This window comes from Ralstonia sp. 110700041-2 (genome assembly GCF_056280165.1).
In genome coordinates, this window is the sequence record NZ_JBSFAI010000010.1 from 18,869 (window position 1) to 40,391 (window position 21,523).

Consider the following 21,523-nt stretch of genomic DNA (forward strand, 5'->3'; position numbering starts at 1 on the left):
TCCTCCGGGCCTGTTTCCGCCTTCGATGCTTGACTTTGGACTTAGCTCCAAGCTCTAGAATGAAAATCAAGTTTGGAGGACACCATGTTTACCATCAGCAAGATGGCTGCCCTAGCCGGCGTCAGCACTGATACCTTGCGTTATTACGAGAAGGAAGGGCTCCTCGCCCCCGATTCGAAGACCGAAGCCGGATACCGCTTGTATGACGCGACCATGCTTGGACGCATTCATTTCATCAAAGACGCACAACAATGCGGTTTTTCTTTGTCGGACATCCGTGAACTGCTCACCCTTAAAAGCCGCGACTCCGCCTGTTGCGACGATGTCCGCCACCTCGCCGTTGAGAAGAAGCTACAGCTCTCGGCAAAAATTGCGACCATGCAACGCATGTCCGGGACACTGGACCAACTGCTCGCCAAGTGCACTCAAGGGGCGCTCCCGTTGGACGACTGTCCCATTCTGGCTGCGCTGGAAGATGGCTTTAACGAGCTGCGATAACAGAGCCTAGCATGGTCAAAGTCGAACTCCTAACCTCGCCCGGCTGCCAAAAGTGCGCCGCTGCACAAGACAGCATTCGCGAGCTAATAGCGTCCTTTGGAAGCGACCAGGTAACGCTGCGTGACGTCGATGTTCTCGACGAATTGGATTATGCGGTGTCGCTTGGCGTCTTGACGATTCCCGCCATCGCCATCGACGGAGCCCTGGTGTTTACCTCGTTACCCACTACCGACGCATTACGCGCAGAACTCGCAAAACATCTGAGATTGGGCGGCGGCAAGTGAACATAGACATATTGCGCAGCGCGGTTGAGCACGTTGGATTTCCAGCCCTCGGAGTTGCGGTTCTTGCTGGTTTCCTGTTTAGCTTCAATCCTGTGGCCTTGGCCGCCATTCCGGTTTCGCTCGCCTATGTAACGCGCGCTCAGACTACGTCTCGCGCGGCGTTCTTTGGGACCATGTTTGCCGCTGGAATGGTACTCACCCATGTTCTGCTGGGATTCGCAGCAGGATTGGGCGGAGTCTGGGTACAAAAACTTCTAGGGCGTGAGTGGGGGTTGGCGTTGGGGCCCTTGCTCATCGTGCTCGGGCTTGTATGGGTTGGATGGCTGCGAGTGCCACTTCCAGCCGTAGGCATTCGCGCGATGCCAGTCAAAGGAGCCTGGGGCGCGTTCTTACTGGGCGTGCCGTTCGCAGTCGCGATTTGCCCCGTGTGCACGCCGGCGTTAGTAGTCATGCTAGGGGTGGCCGCCGGCATAGGGTCCCCTTTCTTCGGTGCAGCGCTTCTTCTTGCCTTTGCGCTTGGCAGGGCCGTTCCGCTTGGGCTGGGAGCTTTAGCGATAGGTTGGCTCGAACATTTGAGGCCTCTGGGCAAGGGGCAGAGGGCATTTGAAATTACCGGCGGAGTCACCCTTATTCTGTCCGGGCTCTATCTCTTGAACGTGTATTTCGTCATCGTCCCAAGCTTGGCGCTTTGAACATCGCGTTCGGTGCATTCGACCAGACGTTGACACGTTACCGCACAGTCTCTGTGACAGGGCGCGTGCTATGGACCATGCGGCCTCGCACTCTCCCTTCGAAGACGGATTGCCGTCACAACCTGCCACGCAGCGTCATCCGGGGATATAGCGGGCGCCTGCTCTCGTCTGCATGCTCCATCTTCAGCCAGCCACGACGTCCTGGTTGCCTCGCGGCACCGGCAGGCGAGTGGACTCCAGACGCATCACATCTGCGCCTTACTAAGTCGCAAAGCGTTCGAGACGACGGACAGCGAACTCAGACTCATGGCAAGCGCCGCAATCATCGGCGACAGAAGCAGACCCGTTGTGCTATAGAGGACACCTGCTGCCAATGGCACACCCAACGAGTTGTAGATGAAGGCGAAACCGAGGTTCTGCTTCATGTTGGCAATTGTCGCTTCCGACAGCTGACGGGCCCGGGAAATTCCTCGCAAGTCGCCTTTCACCAAGGTGACGTGGGCGCTATTCATGGCGACGTCGGTGCCGGTGCCCATTGCGATGCCGACATCGGCTTTGGCTAGCGCAGGCGCGTCGTTGATACCATCGCCCGCCATGGCTACCACCCGGCCTTCGCCTTGGAATTTGCTGACCAACGCCAACTTGTCGGCAGGCTTGACCTCCCCGTGGAACTCGTCGATGCCGAGTTTGTCGGCAACCGCCTTGGCGGTCACCACGCCGTCCCCGGTGGCCATCACTACCCGGATGCCTTTCTCTTTGAGACGTTGGAGGGCCTCCGGAGTCGTTGCCTTCACCGGGTCGGATACTGCCAACAGGCCGGCCAGCTTGCCCTCGACGGCAAGGTACATGACGCTGGCACCATGCGCCCGCAGCTCGTCGGCGGTTTGGCTCAACGAGGCTGCTGATACGCCTTCTGCCTCCATGAGCACGGTGTTGCCAAGCGCGAGCTTCTTGCCTGCGACCGTTCCCCGCACCCCGATGCCTGTGCTTGACTCAAAATCTTCGGTCTTGTCGAGCGGCAAATCCCGCTGACGCGCGGCGTCCACAATCGTGGCGGCCAAGGGGTGCTCGCTGCCTTGGTCGAGACTGGCCGCGAGCCGGAGAACCTCCATATCGGAAAAGCCGTTGGTGCCAACGCTGCGCTCGAAGGCCGGCTTGCCTTCGGTCAGCGTCCCGGTCTTGTCGACGATAAGCGTGTCGACCTTTCGCAAGTTCTCGATGGCTGCTGCGTCGCGGAACAGAACACCATTGGATGCACCTTTGCCGCTCGCCACCATGATGGACATCGGGGTCGCCAGCCCTAACGCACACGGGCAGGCAATGATGAGAACAGCGACGGCATTGACGAGACCGTATACCCAGCTCGGCTGTGGCCCGAAGAGTCCCCAGGCAAAGAACGTAAGGATAGCAACGGTCACCACCGCGACCACGAACACGCCCGCCACCTTGTCCGCCATCCGTTGCATCGGTGCTTTGGACCGTTGCGCCTGGGCAACCATCTGCACAATCTGAGACAGGACGGTCTGCGAGCCCACCCTCTCGGATTCGATGACCAGGCTGCCGGAGGCATTCATCGTCGCGCCAATGGCGTGGTCACCCACCCGCTTGGTCACAGGAATCGGCTCGCCCGTAATCATGGACTCATCAACAGAACTTGTACCCTCGATGACCACGCCATCAACGGGCACCTTCTCGCCAGGGCGGACACGGAGACGGTCACCCACGTGTACGTGAGTCAGAGGAACGTCTTCCTCGCTACCGTCTGGGTTGATGCGACGCGCTGTTTTCGGCGCCAAACCGAGAAGCGACTTGATGGCGGCCGACGTCTGAGACCGCGCCCTGAGCTCAAGCACCTGTCCAGCCAAAGTCAGCGAGATGATGACTGCGGCCGCTTCGAAGTACACGCCAATGCGGCCATGCTCAACGAACGTTTCGGGGAATACGCCGGGCGCGACAGTCGCGACAACGCTGTAGACGTAAGCAGCACCGGTGCCGAGCCCGATAAGAGTCCACATGTTTGGGCTGCGATGGATAAAGGACCGGACGCAGCGCTCGAAGAACGGGTACCCCGCCCAAAGCACAACGGGCGTCGCCAGGACCAATTCGACCCAACTCTGTGTGGCCGCTGCCATCCAGCCAAAACGGTGCCCAAACATGGCCAGGACTAAAGCCGCAGCGCTCAAGGGGAGCGTCCACCAGAAGCGTCTTTGGAAGTCGGCCAGCTCCGGATTCTCTTCTTCCAACTGTGGGATGACCGGTTCCAGCGTCATCCCACAGATGCGGCAATTGCCGGGATGGTCTTGCCGGATTTCCGGGTGCATCGGGCACGTGTAGATGGTCCCTTCCTGCGTAGGGGCGAGAGCGGCTTCGGCCGAAGAGGCCAGATACTTCTGCGGCTCGGCAACAAACTTGTCCTCGCACTGCTCACTGCAGAACCTGTACGTCTTGCCTTGGTGCTCAGCCTTGAAGCGCGAATCGGTGCTGACACTCATCCCGCAGACGGGGTCTTTCTCGGTCAGCTCGTCAGCCGATGCTTCGAGCTCGTGATGCTGATGCGCAGACGAACCGTGAACGACATGAAGGTGACGCTCGAGGTCCATGTGGTGATGGCCATGCTCCTCGCCACGCACATGACGATGGTTATCCATAGACCTTGGCTCCGTTCGGTTACCGCCTGTGCGCGCCGCATGGCATGGCGGAAAACCATGGCAAGCGTACTGGCGATACAGTTAGCTGCCCCAGTCAGCCAGGCGGGACGCTTTGAATAATTAGGTTAGACCTTCCCATACCAGGAAGGTCAATGTGTCACGGCGCACACAATAGACGTTCCACTATCCGGAATAGAGCTGAGCGAGAACCGGGCGACCTATTTGGTCATCATGCCGCCACCTATTCCCATACCGCCGCCCATACCCTGACCGTCCATCATCGACTGCATCATTTCCTGCATCAGGGCCATGTGTTGGCCCATCATGCCCTGACACAATTGCGTTTGGGCAGCCAGGTCTTTGCTCTTGCCCTTCGGCGGCCGCATCCCCATAGGCATTCCAACGGTCTTGTGCATGGTTGCCATGGCTTCCTGCATGACTTGTGTTCGTTCTGCCAGGAGCGCTTGGCGCTCTTCAGGGGTATTGGCTCGTGACAGCCGCTCGCGGATTGCACGCAAGTGGGCAATCTGGGCGTCAAGCTCAGGATTCCCTTGATGCGCTACCGCCGGCGTTTCGGGCGGCTCTGGGGCGTGATGGCGGTTGTGGGACGCCCCACTCGTCGACGCGGCCGAAAACGCCAACGGCGCCCAAGCGAGCGCAGCAACAGCAATACACAGTGAGATGCTTCGATTCTTCGCCATAGTCGTAGTCCTTCATTGCGAAGCCCAATGGCCCCTATGGCGAATGTAGGTCAGCGCTTCAGCTGGCAATTGATGTTCATCAACTGGTGTGCAGGCACAAGAACATCTCTTGACCTTCCCATAAGGGAAGGGTCCATCATCACCATGTCGACTGCTGGACCAAGGCGTAATAAGCGCCCTGGTGAGAATGATGAGGCGCAGGAGATTATCGGATGCCACCGCACCCCTCGAGGGCTCTTTACAGAAGGAGCTGCTCATGGTCTTCGAGCGAGCTTGCCGTGAGCAGGATTTTGCAGTGGCAGACCACTTGCTGGCTGCTCTCGAGACGATTGCTCGTCGACAGGATGATGAGGCGCAACTTGTTCCTGCTTACCTCATCTTTGCCGACGCGTGCATGATGCCTGCTTGCCAGGCAATGATGAAACAGTCATGCCAGGACTTGATGCAGCAACAACCTAAGTAAGCATGGGGCCCGGTCCCAGCGAACGAACCGTGGTGGCTCGCCGGGACCGCTATCATCTGCTGCAAAGGCGCAACAGGTGACCTTACCTGACCGATACCGACCACTGCTACCATTCTCGCCAAATCGAACAACAACATAGCGTGCGCACATCTCTTCGCCGGCTGTGGATGACCGGCTTCCTCGTAGTCGCCTTCCTGACAGTTCAACTGGCAGCGGCCGCGTACGCCTGTGCGGGAAGTCTGTATTCAGTCAGCGCCATGAATGGGATGGCCGGGATGACCGAATCCTGCCCCGAGATGGCAGCGATGGCGCAGAAGGATAGTGAAAAGCGCGATGGCCTGTGCCTTGAGCATTGCCAGTTCAATGCCAAGTCTGCCGACCACTTCTCTCCCCAGAGCCCGGCATTTCTGCCGGTGCTCGTGAGCGTGGTTGAGCCCGCTCCCGTCTCCGCCGCGAACTACGTCGCACACGTACACGAGGGCGCCGTCGCGCGAGCCCCGCCGCCGCCACTCACCATCCTTCACTGCTGTTATCGAACGTAGCCTTCTGAGCAACGCTGTCTAAGTCCGTCTCGCTATATCGAGACAGGTACCGTTGCTCCTGGAGGCTACATGCTTTTTTCTCGTCAATTTTTACAGGCGCTATTTCTTGCGCCTGTCCTTGGCTTGTCTGCGCTTATCCTTGCACACGCGGAGCCAACGTCCGCGCTTTCCCTCGAAGAAGCCATTGCGCTTGCCACGACGCGTGCGGCCAACGCTGAAATCTCGCGCGGCTCCGTGGAATCGGCTGCGCAGATGGCCGTTGCAGCTGGCCAGTTGCCTGACCCTGTGCTCAAACTCGGGGTCAACAATGTCCCGATAAACGGTCCCGACCAGTTTTCCCTCGGCCGGGATTTCATGACCCAGCGTTCAATTAGCGTGGTGCAGGAGTTCACCCGGCCGGACAAACGCCGGGCGCGCGCTGGACGCTACGAGGCCGAAGCAGCGGCCGCCGAGGCACAACGGACAGTTGGCCTTGCCAGCGTCCAGCGTGGTGTTGCTGCGGCCTGGCTTGACCGCTGGTATGCGGAGCAGACTGACGTGCTGCTTAGCCACCACAGCCACCCCCTCCAACTCGAACTGCAAGCAGCGACGGCCGCCTATCGGAGCGGGCGCGGCACGCGCACGGACGTGCTGGCCGCTGAGGTGGAAATTCAAAAGCTGCAGGACCAGCGCGACGAGAATCAGGCTGCCATCGATGCCGCCAGGGCCAACCTTGAACGATGGGTTGGGCAGGCGAGCAGTCGGCCTCTTTCGGAGCGGCCGTCCCTCACCGTCCCGCCGCGCATCCAGCAACTTGCTCAGACCGACATGGATGCCATACCGGAGTTGGCGGCGGCCCAACGCGACGTTGCTCTCGCCGAGGCTGATATTCGCGTTGCAACCGCAGCCCGTAACCCGGACGTGAGCGTTGAATTGATGTACAGCCAACGCGGCTCGGCCTATTCCAATATGGCCTCGGTCAACGTTAGTTTTCCTTTGCCATGGGACCGCGCCAACCGCCAGGACCGGGAAATCGCAGCAAAGCTGGCGGAAGCGGAAGAAGCCCGGGCCAAGTCCGAAGTCGTCGCACGCACAACCCGGGCGCAGATTTCAGCCAAGTTATCCGAACTGCAACGGAATCTTGGCCGCCTCCAACGCTATGACGAGAAGCTTCTGCCGCTGGCGAACGCCCAGTCAGATGCCGCACTCACCGCCTACCGGGCCAATACCGGGACGTTGCTGGCTGTCGCCGGTGCCAATCACCGCGCCATCGATACAGCGCTGGAACGCCTGACGCTGGAAGCCCGGACAGCAAAGCTCTGGGCCGAGCTCGCCTACCTCATCCCGTTGCCCACAGCCCAAACCGAACCGGCCACAAAGGAATCCAAATGAAGAAGCAAGCCATTTCTGTCGTGGCGGGTCTGATGGTTGCCGGAGCTGCGCTCTACGGCACCTATCGATTTGGCGTAACGCAAGGGCGAAACTCTGCACAGCCGCCAGCGACGGCAACCGCCAACTCGGGCCTCAAGGCAGGCGACGTTGACCCGAAAACTGGCAAGAAGATTCTGTACTGGCATGACCCCATGGTGCCCGGGCAGCGCTTCGACAAGCCTGGCAAGTCGCCTTTCATGGACATGCAACTGGTGCCGGTCTACGAAGACGCCGGCGCCGGCTCGGCCGCCGTCACCATTGACAGCCGCATCACGCAGAACTTGGGCATCCGCACGGTAGAAGTGAAATCGGGCCGGCTCGAATCGGTGCTGGAGGTGCCCGGCAACGTCGCCATCAACGAACGCGGCATCGAGGTTATCCAGGCACGTACCGCAGGGTTCGTTGAGCACGCCTATGCCAAGACCACACTCGACTCGGTCAAGCGCGGGCAGCCATTGGTGGTCATCTATTCGCCAGACTGGGTGGCCGCCCAGGAAGAGTACCTGGCCGTGGCGCGCGCAAACGCGGGCCTCCCAGGTGACCTACGTGGTGCAGCGCTCGCGCGTATGCGCCAAGCTGGCATGACCGAGGGCCAGATTCGGTTGGTGGAAACCACGGGCAAGCTTCAGCCCCGGCTTAGCATCGCCAGCTCCGTCGACGGCGTCGTCACTGAAGTCGGCGCTCGTGATGGCATGACGGTCACGCCCGGCATGACGCTGTTCCGGGTGGCCGACCTCTCGACTGTCTGGGTGCTGGCAGAAGTGCCGGAAAGCCAGGCCTCCGTCGCCAAGCCCGGTCAACCGGTGACGGCAAGTGCTTCGGCGTTACCCGGGCAGACGCTGACAGGCAAGGTCGATGCCATTCTGCCGGACGTCAATCCCACCACGCGCACGCTGAAAGTTCGCATCGAACTGCAAAACAGGAACCGGCAGCTGGTCCCTGGCATGTTCGTCAGCGTCCGCTTTGGTTCGCAGGGCGGCGCCGAAAAGATTCTCGTCCCGACGGAGTCCCTCATCCGCACTGGTACTCGCACCATCGCCATGGCCGAAGCTGGCAATGGCGGCTTCAACCCGGTCGAGGTCAAGACCGGTGCCGAGGCGAACGGACAAACGGAGATTACCGAAGGCCTGAAGGTGGGCCAGAAGGTCGTGGCTTCCGGCCAGTTCCTGCTTGACTCGGAAGCAAGCCTGCGCGGGGCCACCACGCGTATGGAAAGCGCATCTGCGCCAGCCGCTCCGGTAGCGGCGGGCCCTGAGCACGAAGGTGTCGGACGCATCGAAGCCGTTTCCCCGCAAGCGCTCACCATCTCCCACGGACCGATTCCGACCATTCACTGGGGCGCCATGACGATGGAGTTCAAAGCACCGCCGACTGGGATGCCGAAGGGCCTGAAGACAGGACAACAAATCCGCTTCCGCTTCCATATGGATGCGGATGACACGCCTGTGCTTTCCTCTGTGCAGCCGGTCCCCGCAGCGGGGGGCACCAAGCCATGATTACCCGGCTCATCCTTGCGTCCATCCGCAACCGGTTCCTGGTGCTGCTAGCCACCATCATGCTGACCGCATGGGGTCTGTGGGCGGTGCGCAGCACGCCGCTCGACGCGCTGCCCGACCTCTCCGACGTACAGGTCATCATCCGCACGCCGTTTCCTGGCCAGGCGCCGCAGATTGTCGAGAATCAGGTCACCTATCCTCTGACGACCACGATGCTGTCGGTGCCGGGGGCCAAGACCGTGCGGGGCTACTCATTCTTCGGCGACTCCTTTGTCTACGTGCTATTCGAGGACGGCACCGACCTTTATTGGGCGCGTTCACGCGTGCTGGAGTATCTGAACCAAGTGCAATCGCGCCTGCCGGCGGCAGCCAAGCCGGCGCTGGGCCCGGATGCCACCGGCGTGGGCTGGGTCTACGAGTACGCGCTGGTCGACAAGACCGGCCATCACGACCTGAGTCAGTTGCGTGCTCTGCAGGACTGGTTCCTGCGCTTCGAGCTGAAATCGCTACCCAACGTAGCTGAGGTCGCCTCCATCGGGGGCATGGTCAAGCAGTTTCAGGTCGTGTTGCAACCCGACCGGATGCGCGCCTACAACCTGTCCCAGGCCAAGGTTCTCGCGGCACTCAAAAGGGCCAACCAGGAGACTGGTGGTTCGGTGCTGGAGTTGGGCGAGGCCGAATACATGGTGCGCGCCTCGGGCTATCTGAAAACACTCGACGATTTCCGGCAGATACCGCTGGTGACAAGCGGCGCCGGCATCCCGGTACGGCTCGGCGACGTTTCCACGGTGCAATTGGGCCCAGAAATGCGTCGCGGTATCGCTGAGTTAGACGGCCAAGGCGAAGTGGCAGGTGGCGTCATTGTGATGCGGTCTGGCAAGAATGCCTTGGAGACCATCGACGCGGTCAAAGCCAAGCTGGCGACTCTGCAGAAGAGCCTACCTGCCGGTGTTGAGATTGTGCCAACGTATGACCGCTCTTCGCTGATTACCCGCGCGGTGGACAACCTGACGCACAAGCTCATCGAAGAATTCATCGTTGTCGCGCTGGTTTGCCTAGTCTTTCTGTTTCACCTGCGCTCGGCGCTTGTGGCCATCATCTCTCTGCCGCTCGGAGTCTTGTCGGCCTTCCTGGTCATGCGCTACCAAGGCGTCAACGCCAACATCATGTCACTTGGCGGAATTGCCATTGCCATCGGCGCCATGGTCGACGCCGCCGTGGTCATGATTGAGAACGCGCACAAGCATCTAGAGCGCTGGTACGAGGAGCATCCGAGCAGTAGCCTCTATGGGCATGAGCGCTGGAATGTGATTAGCGAGTCTGCGGCAGAAGTCGGCCCTGCGCTGTTCTTCTCACTCCTGATAGTCACGCTCTCGTTTGTTCCGGTCTTTACGCTCGAGGCCCAGGAGGGGCGACTGTTCTCGCCGCTCGCGTTCACCAAGACATATTCCATGGCTGCGGCCGCTGGGCTTTCAGTGACATTGGTCCCCGTGCTGATGGGCTACCTGATTCGGGGAAAGATTCCGCAAGAGCAAGCGAACCCATTGAGTCGTTGGCTCATTCGCGCATACCAGCCCGTCCTCGCTCGCGTACTCGCCTATCCAAAGACGACGTTGGCTATCGCTGGCGTGTTGCTGGCCCTGACCGCTTGGCCCGCACTGAAAATCGGTGCCGAGTTTATGCCGCCCATGGATGAGGGTGACCTGCTATACATGCCCTCCGCGCTGCCCGGCCTGTCCGCTGGCAAAGCCGCCCAGCTACTTCAGCAGACGGACCGGCTCATCAAGACCGTGCCAGAGGTGGCGTCAGTTTTTGGGAAGGCAGGCCGCGCCGATACGGCCACCGACCCGGCTCCGATGGAGATGTTCGAAACCACGATTCAGTTCAAGCCGCGAGACCAGTGGCGGTCTGGTATGACCACGGATAAGCTGGTCGAGGAGCTGGACCGCACAGTCAAGGTTCCTGGTCTGTCGAACATCTGGGTGCCGCCCATCCGCAATCGCATCGACATGCTGGCCACAGGAATCAAAAGCCCCGTCGGCATCAAGGTGTCCGGCGCAGACCTGAAGGAGATAGACCAGCTGACGACTCGAATCGAAGCTGCCGTCAAGCTGGTTCCGGGCGTCACATCAGCGCTGGCGGAGCGGCTGTCGGGCGGCAGGTACATCGACGTCGACATCAACCGCGCGGCGGCAGGCCGCTACGGGCTGAATATTGACGACGTCCAGAGCATCGTGTCCTCAGCCATCGGTGGCGATAACGTTGGTGAAGTGGTGGATGGACTGGCGCGCTTCCCCCTCAACGTGCGGTATCCACGGGACTATCGCGACTCCATTGAGCAGTTGCGTCGCTTGCCTATCGTTACTGACCGAGGCCAGCAAGTCCTGCTGTCTGATGTGGCAGACATTCGCGTCGCGCAAGGCGCCCCCATGTTGCGCAGCGAGAATGCACGCCTGTCTGGGTGGGTCTACGTCGATATTCGCGGACGTGACTTGCGGTCTGCCGTGCAGGAGATGCAAATCGCTGTTGCCAAAGCGGTCCCCATGCCTCCCGGCTACTCGGTCAGCTGGTCCGGGCAGTTCGAATACCTGGAACGAGCAACCGCAAAGCTGAAGGTCGTCATACCGTTCACGCTGCTCATCATCTTTGTGCTGCTCTACATGGTCTTCCAGCGCATCGACGAGGTCCTGCTCATCATGGGGACGCTTCCGCTCGCGCTGATTGGCGGCTTCTGGTTGCTATACCTGTTGGGCTTCAACCTGTCAGTCGCGGGTATCGTGGGCTTCCTGGCGCTCGCCGGTGTGGCAGCCGAGTTCGGCGTCATCATGCTCCTCTACCTGAAGCAGGCGTGGGCTGCCCGTGAGCTGAATGGGAGAGCTGACGTTCAGGCTCTTATCGAGGCCATACAGGAAGGCGCAGCTCTCCGCGTGCGCCCCAAGGCGATGACTGTCGCCGTTATCTTGGCCGGCCTAATTCCCATCATGTGGTCCAGCGGTACAGGTTCCGAGGTGATGCAGCGTATTGCTGCGCCCATGCTTGGCGGCATGGTCACCGCCCCTTTGCTGTCGCTCTTCGTTGTGCCGGCTGGCTACTTGCTGCTACGCAGGCGGCAACTGAAATTCAAGAGTAGCTCCCAACAGCCTTCTCTCACCGTGGAGTTCAAGTGAAACCCGCCCTCGTACTCTCGCTACTTTTTGCCATCGCTTCGGGCGCATACGCCGCAAGTTCGACGGATTCGATGGATATGAAGCCATCGACGCAGGCCAGCCAAGCGGCCAAGCCCGTAACCGCCGAAATCAAGAAGATTGACCTGCAGGCTGGCAAGGTCACTCTCAAGCATGGTCCGATTGAAAATCTCGGCATGCCAGCGATGACGATGGCTTTCCCGGTTAAGGATGCCGGAAGCCTGAAGAGCTTCAAGGAGGGAGACCCCGTGAATGCCGTCTTTGGCCAAGCCAGTGGCACCGCCACAGTGCCGGAACTTCGGCGTCGATAAGGCTGGTTGCTGAAAAGCACGAGGCCCGGATAGACAACGCTGTATCCGGGCATCCAACCCCTCGCTAGTTCAGCCGCAACAACCCTGTTTCTCCTGAATTGACGGGCATTTCACTGAGCCATAGGAGCAGTAGACGCAGCAATCGCCAGGCTTTGGCCGCAAGACCGTCTTGCAATTCTCACATTCGTAGTAGAACTGGCAAGAATCGGTCGGCATGGTCTCCTGTTTCGCGAATCCGCAGTGTGGGCAGGTCAGAACCGAATTCAGATTGACAGTGGCCATGATTTTCACTTGTGGGGCGTTGATGGGTAACCGGCATTGGTCGTGGCTTTGACCAGCATGGCGGTATCGGCCTTGGTCGGGTCAAATCTCACGGTCGCCGTTTTATGGTCAAAGTCGACCTTGGCGTCCTCGACGCCAGGGACCCTCTGCAATGCCTTTCTGACCGTCACTGGGCATAGGGGGCAAGTCATATTCTGCACGTCGAGGACAACGGATTGCGTGGCCGCGAACGCGGACGCCATCGGAAGCAGCGCGATAGCGAAAAGTTTGGTAATGAATCGCATAGAGACTCCGCTCAAATAAAGAGGGGCGCGGCCAGAGGGGTGACCAAGAGACCAAGTACGAGCACGGCTGCCAGCCAGAAAATCAGACGCTGCCGCGTCCGCACCATGGGCTTGGCACAGGAAGTGTTCGGCGCACACACCGGCTTGACCAAGTACAGTCGACGGAACGCCAGACCGAAAAATAACAGTGTCAGGGCAATGAAAGCCGGGCGATAAGGCTCAAACGCGACTAGATTGCCAACCCATGCACCGCCGACGCCAAGGGCGAGCAAAACCAGGGGCCCAACACAGCACACCGACGCACCAATCGCGGCGAATACACCAAGGGTCAGTGAGCGTTTCGAATCCAAGAAAGACATGAAAGCTCCAGTCGTCATCTACGTGCTAAAAGCATAGACTCCGTACTTAGGTACGGAGTCAAGCGGAAATTCAACGAGAGACTGACTATGTTGACGATTGGACAGGTGGCGAAAGCTGCGAACGTCAATGTTGAAACGGTGCGGTATTACCAGCGGCGCGGGTTGCTTCGGGAGCCGGAAAAGCCGGTGAGCGGTCAGCGGAAATACTCGGTGGACGATGTCCATCGCCTGAGTTTCATCAAGCGTGCGCAGGTACTCGGTTTCACACTGGAAGAAATCGGAAATCTATTGCAGCTTGAGGGAGCCGACTGCTGCGGCGATACGCATGATTTGGCCGTGCGCAAATTGACACTCATTGACGCCAAGATTGCTGACCTGACCAGCATGCGCAAAGCGCTGGCAGACTTGGTGCTCCAGTGCGAACTAGGGAATCAGCAAGGTAGCTGCCCAATCATTCAATCCCTTCTACCGGGCTGATTTCCGCTGACGAGAACTGGCGTGCCGGACACACTGAAAGGAACTCGACCGGCGCGGACGCGGCCCTCCAGAAGAGGCCACATCGAACGAAGAAGACCATAGTCGTGTATCACGTTCCACGCAGCGACATCCATCAACCTGCGCCAGCCACCAACGAAGCCGCTGCCCCGCTCCTCGTGTAAGGAAGTCTGGGCGCCGGCCGTCCAATCTCCAACACCGGCAGTTAACCGAACTAACCAGCAAGGCCAGGGTGTCGGGCCGCAACTTCCAGTCGGCCCTAAGTACCACAGTGCTGCAGGCACCTGGCTGGAATTGGGTAATGAGGCAACTGCTGTCTGAAGTCTTGCCCCAGCGTTGACTGGGGGAGTAACTACCTGAAAAGGAGATTGAAAATGTTGAAGAGAATTCTCTTGCTCGCTGTGACAGGTTCCGCGCTTGTCTCTTGGTCCGCCTATGCTGGCATCCAAGGTCCTGCGTCCCCCTATACCCATGGAGCGAAAGCCGCGACGTTTGACGTCTACTCGGATGGTGCAAACTCATCCAAGTTCGATGTCTATAGTGACGGCAAGTTCAACGTGTACTCAGATGGTGCAAAGTCATCCAGGTTCGATGTCTACGGTGATGGCAATTAAGTCTCGGACAGGTGCGACGCATTGGCAGATAGCGCGAGATTTACCAACGGCGATAGGCTTGTCGGCGACGGCTCGCAAGAGTAACCGCCCCATCGGCGCTTGGAGAGGTACTCTCGGCTATTCGCTTGGTGTCGCGTCCACCTGCACGTTACCTACTCCCTCAAACATCGCCCTCATGGGGCGTTGCCTTTGACGGGACGGCGCATCGTGTGGCCGCGTCAGGCGCTGCAATTGCAGAGGTAGTCTTCAAGCCATGTCTCTCACTCACCACCGCGCACTGGCCTCCCGTCCGCGCGCTCTTCCACTCGTGACTCGCCTCCGTATCGTTGCCCTGCGCGCGGTGTAAGGAATTTTGGGCGTCGTTCGTCCAATCTGCAGCATTCGCTCATGCAAGTCCTAGGCACCCGAAGCTGAAACGAGGGCCGGCGAGGTTGCATGGACGAGGACTTGGCTCGCTCAGCAAGTCACTCTACCCACAACCAAGGAACGCTCAATGTCACGCAGAACCTTCCTGTTGCAGTCCGCTGCAATTGTCGCCACTACACTCGCCGCCCCGGCAGTTTTCGCGCAGCAGCGCAAGCTTCGCTTCGGTGTGGGTCCTTTCATGCCGACCATGGAAGACACCAAGCGAGCGTTTACCCCGTTGTTTTCATATATCGCCAAGCAGATGGGCGCGCCGGATTTCGAGCTCGCCGTAAGCTCAGACTGGGCCGGTCTCGCAGTGGCAATGGGCTCGGGCCAGTTGGACGCAGCGTGGATGGGGCCATGGGGCTACGTGATTGCCAACAACGCGACCGATTGCCAGGCAATTGCCACGGTCAAGTACGACGACAAGCCCACCTACCACGCAATCATCATCGGCCGACCGGATATGGACGTCTCGCGCTTTCCTGACGATACGCGCGGTCGCTCAATTTCGTTTGCGGACTTAGGCTCGACATCGGGCTGGTTGATTCCAACCTACTACGCCGCTCGAGTCTGGAAGATTGACCCAAAGGCGTTCTGGAAATACAGCGAGGGTGCGGCCCATCCGGCCAACGAGATTGCCGTGGCCGCCGGGCAGGTCGACCTGGCAACCGACTACGACCGCAACCGCAACGCGATGATTGCGGCAGGCCGCATCAAGCCGGACGGCACGAAGGTTATCTGGACTTCGGAGCCGCTACCCAATGACGCCTTCGCAGTGCCGAAATCCGCACCGCGCGAGTTTGCGCAGAAGCTGCAGGCCGTTCTCACCTCGCTGACAACCGAGCAAGCCAAGGAGGTCATGCCACCCCGCTATACCGGCTTCGTCTCGGCGACACACGCGACTTACAAGATGATTGAAGACGCGGGCATTGCCGTTGGGCGTATCAAGGCCAAGAGCTGACGGCACCGGGAGGCGAGCCGAAACTCTGGCGGCCTTCTTGCTTGGTCAGCGGCGCACCAGCCGCGTTCCCGGAGCTATACCAATGAACAGGCCCGGACAATCATGCCCGATTGAGTATCACTACGACGCACGCGAATTCCGACGCGCGACGACCTCGCGCGCGGAGACTGCATACGTCGTCGGTGGGCTGTATGGCAATCTCGAGGCACTCCACGAAATTCTGCGCATGCGGGAATCGGAGGCCAAGCGTGGCATCCACATCGACCTCGTGTTCAACGGGGACCACAACTGGTTCAACACGGACATCGAGAGCTTCAGAGAGGTCAATCAGGTTGCTCTTGAGAGCACCTCCATTCGCGGCAACGTGGAGGCGGAGCTGTCGGCGCCCACGGATGCAGGATGCGGTTGCAACTACCCTGACTACGTCAACGCCGAATACGTTGCGCGCTCGAACGCCATCATGCGCCGACTCAACGACACCGCAGCCCAAGCGCCAGAACTGCGAGAGGCGCTCGGGCGACTGCCGTACTTTCGTGTACTGGAAGTCGGCGAATGCCGGATTGGCATTGTGCACGGCGACGCCGAGGCACTCTCTGGCTGGGCGTTTGCCGCCGAGCGGCTGTCGCCGATTGGCAAGTGCTGCTCCGGCGACGAAGCTGATGTGGAGCCGACTCCGCTGCAGACAATCGAGCGCTACTTCAGAGATTCCGGAGTCCACGCCTTCGCCAGCACCCACACGTGCCTCGCTCACGCGCGCGACTATCGCGTCGACGGCAGTGACCGCCTCATCATCAACAACGGCGCGGCCGGCTTGCCAAACTTTGCGAACACCGGCTTCGGTCTTATCACGCGCATCTCGACCGACACGCGGATTCCCCCGGAAAGCCTCTACGGCATCAACATGCATGGCGTGCGCTTTGATGCTGTCCCCGTGCGTTTCGACACCACGGCTTGGCTCCGACGGTTTTTCGCGAACTGGCCACCGGGGTCACCCGCCTACGAGGCTTACCACAGCCGCATTATCAAGGGACCCGAATTTGGGCTGAGACACGCGATTGGCGGTCGCGTGCAGCGGACAAATTTCTGATGTCGACTCACGAAATTGCAGCGCGCCGGGCGCTCGAAGCAATCGAGCGCCGCCGAGAGCGGACCTGGTACCAAAGAGCGAAGCGTTACGCGCTTGCGGTCGCGATTGCGGCGTTCTTCGTTGAAAGTTGGCGACTTGCACAAGTCGACTTGGAGCGCTTTGTCAGCGGCCTGCCAAAGCTTGCACACTGGCTGGCGATGGCATGGCCGCCGAAACTGGATGAACTCCCCGTCTTCCTCGAGCGCACGGCCGAAACCGTCGGGATGGCCGCAATCGGCACGATGATGGCGACGTTCCTGGCCATTCCCATGGCGATTCTGGCGAGCCGAAACATCACACCGCTCCCAAAGCTGTATCTGCCTGCCCGATGGTTCCTGAATGCCCTACGCGGCATCGACGCCTTCGTGTTTGCGTTGTTGTTTGTGGCGGCGGTCGGACTGGGGCCATTCGCCGGCGTGCTGGGCATCGCACTACATACCTGGGGAAGCGCTGCCAAGCTCATCGCAGACCACGTCGAGAACGCCAACCTCGGGCCAATGCGAGCGGTGGAGACAACAGGCGCCAGCCGTATTGTTGCCGCAGCGTACGCGTTGATTCCGGACGTGCTCCCCGTCACCCTGTCGACGACGCTGTATCTGTTTGAATTCAATGTGCGCGCGTCGACCGTGCTGGGAGTGGTCGGAGCAGGCGGTATCGGGCAGGAGCTCAAGAACAGCATGGACCTGCTGGACTTCGCTCGCCTGGCCACAATCATCTTGGTCATCTTGGCTGTGGTTACCGCGATTGACCAGTTATCCGGATGGATGCGTCGCAGGTTGGTTTAGGTATGCATGATTCCCAAACAGCACGGCTGGTGCCAGCGCGTTTCCCCGACGACCGTGCGATTCTCGAAGTGCGCGGGCTCAACAAACGCTACCTCGGCAGCTCGGTCCTGCGAGACCTATCCTTTGAAACCATGCAAGGTGAGTGCTTGGCGCTGCTCGGCCCCAGCGGCGCCGGCAAGACAACACTCATTCGCTGCATGGCGGGTCTCGATGCGCCTGATGCTGGGCAGATTTTCTTCAACGGCACTCGGGTCGGCGAGCTCGGCGGAGCGCAGCGGCGCCGGATTGCCGTCGTCTTTCAACAGTTCAACCTCATCGGTCGGCTCTCAGCGCTGGATAACGTACTCGCGGGTAGGCTCGGCCACGTCCCTGCCTGGCGTGGACTATTGCGCCGCTTTTCCCGAGAGGACCGGCTGCTCGCTCTGGAGTGCCTGGACCGCGTCGGGCTGCTGTCGCTAGCCCAACAGCGGGCAGACACGTTGTCCGGTGGACAGCAACAGCGCGTGGCCATTGCACGCGCACTCGCCCAACGTCCCGACATCATCCTCGCGGATGAGCCCGTCGCCAGTCTGGACCCGCAAAGCGGTGCCAATGTCCTCGCGTTGCTGCACGACATATGCCGCAATGATGGAGTGACCGTCATCTGCAGTCTGCATCAGTTGGATTTTGCGCGAAGCTGGGCTGACCGCATCCTCGGGATGGCGGCAGGCAACATCGAGGTTGATGTCGCTGCCAAGGACTTCGACCGCCACGTAAGCTTGCGAATCTACGGTAGCGGCATTCCCAAGCCTGCGGCTGCAATCTAACGTATGGGCGCCATGGACCAGCCTATGGGTAAATACACTCACAGCGTGCTCCCGCTGGACGACTGCCGCATCCTGGCAGCGCTAAAACGGAATGCTCAGCGGAGCGCTGCCATATCAACAGGAGCAAGCGTAGCCACGTCAATGGACGCGTCCCCCGCAGTGTTTTTCTTTACCCAGGAGAGAACGATGAACGCAACTCATCTGAAGTACAAACGTATTATTGGCGTCTGTTTGGCGGGGCTCGCCGGCTTGATAGCCACAGTGGCACACGCGGACGGCGAGATGCGTGCGCTCGATTTCGAAACGCACGCGGCCTTCTTTTCCGCCGAAACTCACCAAAAGGCGACGCTGGACCCGCAGGTGTTCGTTGCCGAGCGCGGCGCGCCAGCGGTCGTTGGCCCGCAGAACATCAAGCACGTTGCCGACTTGCGCAATGCGCTACTGAGCGATTCGCCAACGCTGCCTATCGTGAATGCGTCGGGCCAAGCGCTTAACATGACGCTTGGCGCCTGGCTTGGCGCCAAGGGACAAGTTATTTTGACGCGTCTGCCCGACGGCCGCGAACAAGTCAGCGTGGCCATGTCCGGCCTGAAACCTAATGGGCACTACAGCCTGTTCGAGAATCACTTCGACCAGAAGCCCATTGGATTCACACCGCTCGACGGCAACGGCACCGACAACAATTTTGTTGCCGATGCGCAAGGCAAAGCTGTTATTACCACAATATCGCCGGCCCCCCTTACTCATGACAATGCCGTCTTGCTGGTTTATCACTCAGACGGGAAATCGCATGGGAAGCTGCGTGGTGAAATTGGCGTGACCGCTCACCACCAGCTCATTGTCCGGCCTTAATTCAAGGCACCACTGCGGGCGCTTGCCCCAGGCACCCCTCAAGGACACGCAGAGCCTTGGTCTTGGACCGCCGCTTCTCAACCGTCCGCACCAGCTCGTCGAACTGGCCTTCGGTAAGGGGCAGCACCTGCCCGAGCAAGGCTTAGAACGACTCGGCCTTCATGGTCCACATCTCCTATGAGGGGGCCGAATTTTAGGTCAAATCAATACGAATCGCGAACAGAGCCCATAAAAATGCGGCGACCAGTACCCAGGCAGGTACGGTCGCCGCAGAATCAACTCCGATGAACGGAAGCTAGGACGCGTCAGTGCCGCGTCGTATCTGGCATCCGCCCTTCCTCCTCTGCCCTTGCCTGCATGGCCTTGAGGTAGCGCAGCCGAAACACGGGGGCCCCATTTGGCGGCGTGGCATCCCCCAGCATTCGGATATCCACCTCTGGCGCCGCTCTCAACATAAGCCGCAGCGCTGCGAAAAACGCCTTGGCCTCGGGCTCGTCGCGCGCCTCGACCACCGCGATGACGTCCTGCGTTGGTGGGTCGCTCACAACGTAGTACGCGCAGTCGGGTTCCAACGCCAGCAGCAGTCCCTCCGCCTTCATATCGGCTCTCCCGCCAGGTCGACCTCCCCCTCTGCGCAATACATCGCGGGCGCGAGGACCGACACGCTCACCTCAGTCAGGTCAATGCCCTTGTAGATGCTTGGTATCGTCTCTGGCCGGCAGATGGAGTGAATGGCCTCGGCCATCTCTTCCAGCGCCTCCCCAACGCTGAGACACCTGTCCCGCTGACACATGCCAACCAGAGGCAGAATGGTTCGCCAGGGCAACAAATTGTGCAACATCAGTGCCTGGCTCTGCCCTGCGCGGCCGAGCATCACCTGAATCGGCTGCCGCTCCAGCGCCTCTAGATACGCGATGACCTGCGGTTCAAACAGTGGCAGGAGGAATCGATGTTGCATGCCACCGACCTGCTGCGTGATGGTCGCGTAAGCGCCTTTGGCGGAGCCAAAGAAACCTGACAATCGCAGGTCTACGCCCTCACCCCGCGTGGCAATGGTGTCAAACATCGGCTCAGTGGTATCGCCGCACAGGCACCAACCCGCAAACACACCGGGAATGCCGTTTCGGCTACGGACCGCGTCCAGTACCTCAGCGGGCTCCATCAAGCGAGCGTTGCACACTTGCGAACCGTAAAAATCAAACGACTCGACGTTCATGTTGTCCTCTGTGAAATACGTCGGATTGACGCAATTCGTATAGCGACAACATCAGTGCTCCGCGATGTACCTAACTAACGCCCACGCTTAAAGACCCGATGCTCAAGTCAGTGCAGCAAGCGTCAGGCATTGCAAGATTGGGGCGGCCATAGGCCAAATCTCTGCATCAGTTCCGCCATCACCTCATCACCGTCGGTGAAGATGTTGTGGATTTCGTCGTGCCGGTTGGCACGCATCCACCGCATCGTCGAAACCACGTCCTCAAACGCAGAATCGTCCAACCATTTGCACAGCGACGCCGGGTCACCTGAGGCGTAATTTTTGTTGTACAGACCGATGAGAAATTGAGCGAGGGCGGTCGTGCTTCCGCCCGCATGGTGCCAGCATATTTCGAAGAGACGGTGCGCTGCCTGCGCTCCGGTATCGCCAACAAATTGCGCGCGTAACGGCGGTAGCGCAACGACACCGGAGGTGCACTGCTTGATGGTGTGCTTCATGGGTGTCCTTATTGAAATGCGTCGGATTGACGCAATCCGTATAGCGACAACATCAGTGCTCCACGATGTAACAGAAAAGTGAAAACGCAATACTGGAGTCGCCACGCTCGACACAGTCTAATTAAAAGTAGTTTTTCTTATCAACATCCAATTGTCGCATCCCGGCAACGTTATTGTTGTGATGTATTTGGTTGCGTTAGTCTACATTTGAAAGACAAAATATTTCGCGTCAGTCAATTTACATTGGCGCCATGCAACGTTAAATTGAATGACGCAAAGACATCGAAACACAAAGACGGACGGTCGCGCAAGATTTGGCGTCGACCATTTTTATGCGAACACGTAGAGAAGAGAGGTTTTATGGATTCCCAACTGCAACACATTACCGAGAAGGCTCGTGCCGCCAGGATTGGCGGTTTTTGCCGGCTTTCCACAGGAGAGAAACTCGCAGCGGCGCTAGTGCTGAATCGACCGGATTGGTTGGATTCGATGGGCTACACGATTGCGGAGGCGATAGACAGGCTGGACCATGGATGGGTCGAGCGTTTGATGCAGGCCGAACGGATATTGAACGACGAGTAACCGAAGGCGCGGCCCTACGCGCCGTT

Annotated in this window: 24 protein-coding genes and 1 pseudogene; 16 read left to right on the plus strand and 9 right to left on the minus strand. The window is 59.7% G+C overall.

Annotated features, from left to right (window positions below):
* Window positions 1-84 precede the first annotated feature (84 nt).
* The 3 genes from ACUXH0_RS15715 to ACUXH0_RS15725 are packed head-to-tail and all read left to right on the plus strand — an operon-like array spanning window position 85 to window position 1,474.
* Window positions 85-498, plus strand: coding sequence for a heavy metal-responsive transcriptional regulator (locus ACUXH0_RS15715; RefSeq protein ID WP_024973568.1), 414 nt, complete (start codon window positions 85-87; stop codon window positions 496-498).
* Between the two features lie 11 nt (window positions 499-509).
* A complete protein-coding gene (locus ACUXH0_RS15720) occupies window positions 510-782 on the plus strand; it encodes a thioredoxin family protein (RefSeq protein WP_024973569.1) in 273 nt (90 codons plus the stop codon).
* Window positions 779-1,474, plus strand: coding sequence for a cytochrome c biogenesis CcdA family protein (locus ACUXH0_RS15725; protein WP_024973570.1), 696 nt, complete (start codon window positions 779-781; stop codon window positions 1,472-1,474). The genes ACUXH0_RS15720 and ACUXH0_RS15725 overlap by 4 nt, the downstream gene beginning before the upstream one ends.
* 245 nt (window positions 1,475-1,719) lie before the next feature.
* On the opposite strand, the gene ACUXH0_RS15730 is transcribed toward ACUXH0_RS15725, so the two are convergent.
* The gene (locus ACUXH0_RS15730; protein ID WP_024973571.1) at window positions 1,720-4,122 is read right to left on the minus strand and encodes a heavy metal translocating P-type ATPase; all 2,403 of its coding nucleotides are present in this window, start codon (window positions 4,120-4,122) and stop codon (window positions 1,720-1,722) included.
* 218 nt (window positions 4,123-4,340) lie between these two features.
* The gene (locus ACUXH0_RS15735; protein WP_024973572.1) at window positions 4,341-4,823 is read right to left on the minus strand and encodes a hypothetical protein; all 483 of its coding nucleotides are present in this window, start codon (window positions 4,821-4,823) and stop codon (window positions 4,341-4,343) included.
* A gap of 256 nt (window positions 4,824-5,079) precedes the next feature.
* Here ACUXH0_RS15735 and ACUXH0_RS15740 point away from each other — a divergent pair, with 256 nt between their 5' ends.
* The 6 genes from ACUXH0_RS15740 to ACUXH0_RS15765 all read left to right on the plus strand — a co-directional run bounded on the left by ACUXH0_RS15740 (window position 5,080) and on the right by ACUXH0_RS15765 (window position 12,230).
* The gene (locus ACUXH0_RS15740; protein ID WP_179817544.1) at window positions 5,080-5,286 is read left to right on the plus strand and encodes a hypothetical protein; all 207 of its coding nucleotides are present in this window, start codon (window positions 5,080-5,082) and stop codon (window positions 5,284-5,286) included.
* A gap of 167 nt (window positions 5,287-5,453) precedes the next feature.
* On the plus strand, window positions 5,454-5,828 hold the full coding sequence (locus ACUXH0_RS15745) for a copper resistance protein (protein ID WP_218909884.1): 375 nt from the start codon (window positions 5,454-5,456) through the stop codon (window positions 5,826-5,828).
* 69 nt (window positions 5,829-5,897) lie between these two features.
* A complete protein-coding gene (locus ACUXH0_RS15750) occupies window positions 5,898-7,199 on the plus strand; it encodes a TolC family protein (RefSeq protein ID WP_024973575.1) in 1,302 nt (433 codons plus the stop codon).
* Window positions 7,196-8,734, plus strand: a complete 1,539-nt coding sequence (locus tag ACUXH0_RS15755) for an efflux RND transporter periplasmic adaptor subunit (RefSeq protein WP_024973576.1) — start codon at window positions 7,196-7,198, stop codon at window positions 8,732-8,734. Before ACUXH0_RS15750 ends, ACUXH0_RS15755 begins: the two co-directional genes overlap by 4 nt.
* Window positions 8,731-11,901, plus strand: coding sequence for an efflux RND transporter permease subunit (locus ACUXH0_RS15760; protein ID WP_024973577.1), 3,171 nt, complete (start codon window positions 8,731-8,733; stop codon window positions 11,899-11,901). Before ACUXH0_RS15755 ends, ACUXH0_RS15760 begins: the two co-directional genes overlap by 4 nt.
* Window positions 11,898-12,230 (plus strand): copper-binding protein, encoded by a 333-nt coding sequence (locus tag ACUXH0_RS15765; protein WP_024973578.1) that lies wholly within the window; start codon window positions 11,898-11,900, stop codon window positions 12,228-12,230. The genes ACUXH0_RS15760 and ACUXH0_RS15765 overlap by 4 nt, the downstream gene beginning before the upstream one ends.
* A 69-nt stretch (window positions 12,231-12,299) precedes the next feature.
* Here the strand turns inward: ACUXH0_RS15765 and ACUXH0_RS15770 are convergent, their stop codons facing one another.
* From ACUXH0_RS15770 to ACUXH0_RS15780, 3 genes are read right to left on the minus strand one after another with little or no spacing between them, the layout of a single operon-like run.
* Complete coding sequence (locus ACUXH0_RS15770; RefSeq protein ID WP_080693836.1) at window positions 12,300-12,512, minus strand: GDCCVxC domain-containing (seleno)protein; 213 nt, start codon at window positions 12,510-12,512, stop codon at window positions 12,300-12,302.
* A gap of 5 nt (window positions 12,513-12,517) precedes the next feature.
* Window positions 12,518-12,796: a mercury resistance system periplasmic binding protein MerP gene (gene merP / locus ACUXH0_RS15775; RefSeq protein ID WP_024973579.1), complete on the minus strand. Its 279-nt coding sequence runs from the start codon at window positions 12,794-12,796 to the stop codon at window positions 12,518-12,520.
* Between the two features lie 11 nt (window positions 12,797-12,807).
* Complete coding sequence (locus ACUXH0_RS15780; RefSeq protein ID WP_024973580.1) at window positions 12,808-13,155, minus strand: mercuric transporter MerT family protein; 348 nt, start codon at window positions 13,153-13,155, stop codon at window positions 12,808-12,810.
* A gap of 87 nt (window positions 13,156-13,242) precedes the next feature.
* On the opposite strand from ACUXH0_RS15780, the gene merR reads away from it, so the two are divergent.
* The 6 genes from merR to ACUXH0_RS15810 all read left to right on the plus strand — a co-directional run bounded on the left by merR (window position 13,243) and on the right by ACUXH0_RS15810 (window position 19,202).
* Window positions 13,243-13,632 carry an Hg(II)-responsive transcriptional regulator gene (gene merR, locus ACUXH0_RS15785; RefSeq protein ID WP_037056936.1) on the plus strand — a complete coding sequence of 130 codons (390 nt, stop codon included), beginning with the start codon at window positions 13,243-13,245 and terminating at the stop codon, window positions 13,630-13,632.
* A gap of 1,125 nt (window positions 13,633-14,757) precedes the next feature.
* The gene (locus ACUXH0_RS15790) at window positions 14,758-15,633 is read left to right on the plus strand and encodes a phosphate/phosphite/phosphonate ABC transporter substrate-binding protein (protein WP_024973583.1); all 876 of its coding nucleotides are present in this window, start codon (window positions 14,758-14,760) and stop codon (window positions 15,631-15,633) included.
* Between the two features lie 82 nt (window positions 15,634-15,715).
* On the plus strand, window positions 15,716-16,720 hold the full coding sequence (locus ACUXH0_RS15795; RefSeq protein WP_024973584.1) for a THUMP domain-containing protein: 1,005 nt from the start codon (window positions 15,716-15,718) through the stop codon (window positions 16,718-16,720).
* Window positions 16,720-17,544, plus strand: a complete 825-nt coding sequence (gene phnE / locus ACUXH0_RS15800) for a phosphonate ABC transporter, permease protein PhnE (protein WP_024973585.1) — start codon at window positions 16,720-16,722, stop codon at window positions 17,542-17,544. Before ACUXH0_RS15795 ends, phnE begins: the two co-directional genes overlap by 1 nt.
* 2 nt (window positions 17,545-17,546) lie before the next feature.
* Window positions 17,547-18,350: a phosphonate ABC transporter ATP-binding protein gene (phnC, locus tag ACUXH0_RS15805; protein ID WP_051539935.1), complete on the plus strand. Its 804-nt coding sequence runs from the start codon at window positions 17,547-17,549 to the stop codon at window positions 18,348-18,350.
* A 186-nt stretch (window positions 18,351-18,536) separates the two neighbouring features.
* Entirely contained in the window at window positions 18,537-19,202 is a 666-nt protein-coding gene (locus ACUXH0_RS15810; RefSeq protein ID WP_024973587.1) for a hypothetical protein, read from the plus strand.
* Here ACUXH0_RS15810 and ACUXH0_RS15815 read toward each other — a convergent pair.
* From ACUXH0_RS15815 to ACUXH0_RS15830, 4 genes and pseudogenes are all read right to left on the minus strand, one after another.
* Window positions 19,164-19,341: pseudogene (locus ACUXH0_RS15815) on the minus strand (IS1595-like element ISCARN29 family transposase); the annotation flags it as partial. The gene ACUXH0_RS15810 and the pseudogene ACUXH0_RS15815 sit on opposite strands and share 39 nt — an antisense overlap.
* 166 nt (window positions 19,342-19,507) lie before the next feature.
* Window positions 19,508-19,801, minus strand: coding sequence for a hypothetical protein (locus tag ACUXH0_RS15820; protein WP_024973588.1), 294 nt, complete (start codon window positions 19,799-19,801; stop codon window positions 19,508-19,510).
* Window positions 19,798-20,418: a hypothetical protein gene (locus ACUXH0_RS15825; RefSeq protein WP_024973589.1), complete on the minus strand. Its 621-nt coding sequence runs from the start codon at window positions 20,416-20,418 to the stop codon at window positions 19,798-19,800. Before ACUXH0_RS15825 ends, ACUXH0_RS15820 begins: the two co-directional genes overlap by 4 nt.
* A 122-nt stretch (window positions 20,419-20,540) precedes the next feature.
* Window positions 20,541-20,915 carry a DUF7673 family protein gene (locus ACUXH0_RS15830; protein ID WP_024973590.1) on the minus strand — a complete coding sequence of 125 codons (375 nt, stop codon included), beginning with the start codon at window positions 20,913-20,915 and terminating at the stop codon, window positions 20,541-20,543.
* 360 nt (window positions 20,916-21,275) lie between these two features.
* Here ACUXH0_RS15830 and ACUXH0_RS15835 point away from each other — a divergent pair, with 360 nt between their 5' ends.
* The gene (locus ACUXH0_RS15835) at window positions 21,276-21,497 is read left to right on the plus strand and encodes a hypothetical protein (protein WP_024973591.1); all 222 of its coding nucleotides are present in this window, start codon (window positions 21,276-21,278) and stop codon (window positions 21,495-21,497) included.
* The last annotated feature ends 26 nt before the right edge of the window (window positions 21,498-21,523 follow it).

What these genes read in the sequence shown, in the direction of transcription:
- ACUXH0_RS15715 (WP_024973568.1), top strand. Translation starts at nt 85, where the DNA reads ATGTTTACCATCAGCAAGATGGCTGCCCTAGCCGGCGTCAGCACTGAT.
- ACUXH0_RS15720 (WP_024973569.1), top strand. Translation starts at nt 510, where the DNA reads ATGGTCAAAGTCGAACTCCTAACCTCGCCCGGCTGCCAAAAGTGCGCC.
- ACUXH0_RS15730 (WP_024973571.1), bottom strand. Translation starts at nt 4,122, where the DNA reads ATGGATAACCATCGTCATGTGCGTGGCGAGGAGCATGGCCATCACCAC.
- ACUXH0_RS15735 (WP_024973572.1), bottom strand. Translation starts at nt 4,823, where the DNA reads ATGGCGAAGAATCGAAGCATCTCACTGTGTATTGCTGTTGCTGCGCTC.
- ACUXH0_RS15740 (WP_179817544.1), top strand. Translation starts at nt 5,080, where the DNA reads ATGGTCTTCGAGCGAGCTTGCCGTGAGCAGGATTTTGCAGTGGCAGAC.
- ACUXH0_RS15745 (WP_218909884.1), top strand. Translation starts at nt 5,454, where the DNA reads ATGACCGGCTTCCTCGTAGTCGCCTTCCTGACAGTTCAACTGGCAGCG.
- ACUXH0_RS15750 (WP_024973575.1), top strand. Translation starts at nt 5,898, where the DNA reads ATGCTTTTTTCTCGTCAATTTTTACAGGCGCTATTTCTTGCGCCTGTC.
- ACUXH0_RS15755 (WP_024973576.1), top strand. Translation starts at nt 7,196, where the DNA reads ATGAAGAAGCAAGCCATTTCTGTCGTGGCGGGTCTGATGGTTGCCGGA.
- ACUXH0_RS15760 (WP_024973577.1), top strand. Translation starts at nt 8,731, where the DNA reads ATGATTACCCGGCTCATCCTTGCGTCCATCCGCAACCGGTTCCTGGTG.
- ACUXH0_RS15770 (WP_080693836.1), bottom strand. Translation starts at nt 12,512, where the DNA reads ATGGCCACTGTCAATCTGAATTCGGTTCTGACCTGCCCACACTGCGGA.
- merP (WP_024973579.1), bottom strand. Translation starts at nt 12,796, where the DNA reads ATGCGATTCATTACCAAACTTTTCGCTATCGCGCTGCTTCCGATGGCG.
- ACUXH0_RS15780 (WP_024973580.1), bottom strand. Translation starts at nt 13,155, where the DNA reads ATGTCTTTCTTGGATTCGAAACGCTCACTGACCCTTGGTGTATTCGCC.
- merR (WP_037056936.1), top strand. Translation starts at nt 13,243, where the DNA reads ATGTTGACGATTGGACAGGTGGCGAAAGCTGCGAACGTCAATGTTGAA.
- ACUXH0_RS15790 (WP_024973583.1), top strand. Translation starts at nt 14,758, where the DNA reads ATGTCACGCAGAACCTTCCTGTTGCAGTCCGCTGCAATTGTCGCCACT.
- ACUXH0_RS15795 (WP_024973584.1), top strand. Translation starts at nt 15,716, where the DNA reads ATGAACAGGCCCGGACAATCATGCCCGATTGAGTATCACTACGACGCA.
- phnE (WP_024973585.1), top strand. Translation starts at nt 16,720, where the DNA reads ATGTCGACTCACGAAATTGCAGCGCGCCGGGCGCTCGAAGCAATCGAG.
- phnC (WP_051539935.1), top strand. Translation starts at nt 17,547, where the DNA reads ATGCATGATTCCCAAACAGCACGGCTGGTGCCAGCGCGTTTCCCCGAC.
- ACUXH0_RS15810 (WP_024973587.1), top strand. Translation starts at nt 18,537, where the DNA reads ATGAACGCAACTCATCTGAAGTACAAACGTATTATTGGCGTCTGTTTG.
- ACUXH0_RS15820 (WP_024973588.1), bottom strand. Translation starts at nt 19,801, where the DNA reads ATGAAGGCGGAGGGACTGCTGCTGGCGTTGGAACCCGACTGCGCGTAC.
- ACUXH0_RS15825 (WP_024973589.1), bottom strand. Translation starts at nt 20,418, where the DNA reads ATGAACGTCGAGTCGTTTGATTTTTACGGTTCGCAAGTGTGCAACGCT.
- ACUXH0_RS15830 (WP_024973590.1), bottom strand. Translation starts at nt 20,915, where the DNA reads ATGAAGCACACCATCAAGCAGTGCACCTCCGGTGTCGTTGCGCTACCG.
- ACUXH0_RS15835 (WP_024973591.1), top strand. Translation starts at nt 21,276, where the DNA reads ATGGATTCCCAACTGCAACACATTACCGAGAAGGCTCGTGCCGCCAGG.